General features: G+C 41.6%; 1 protein-coding gene. It reads left to right on the top strand.

From position 1 onward, the window contains the following. The coding region (locus AC27EZ_RS18145; RefSeq protein ID WP_487136666.1) for a hypothetical protein at positions 1-316 on the top strand (316 nt) is incomplete at its 5' end. Between the last annotated feature and the right edge of the window lie 109 nt (positions 317-425).

Below are 425 nucleotides of genomic sequence, written 5' to 3'. Positions count from 1 at the left end.
GTTATGTGCCTTTAGGACAGAAATGAAATTTGAGGTTTTAGCAGAAATTACAGTTTTGGATTTCGTAACTTCAGATTTTAATCCAAAGATTGCTCGTGGTATCAGGCCTATAATTCGATACGAAGGGATGATCGGTAGCTCATGCGCAATAGATATGGGTAGTAGAGATGAAATTTTCCCAGGAGAAACCCTCGAAGTGGGACTTGCTTTTATAAACCCGGATATGCACAAAAAGTTACTATCTGTTGGGCATAAATTTGGATTGTATTTAGCCAGCAGGAAGGTCGCGGATGGCACCGTACTTATCGTTGATTAGCATGGCACATAACAAAACGCTTAAGACGTTCACTGCGTTCACTGGGACAATTACGTTGCGCGCCTTCGGCATTTTAGCGCAACGTAATTGCCCCTTAGCTTAAAGTTAT

The sequence above is a fragment of the Alteromonas sp. 4NH20-0056 genome (genome assembly GCF_057539655.1).
This window is presented reverse-complemented; position numbering and strand designations above follow the sequence as displayed.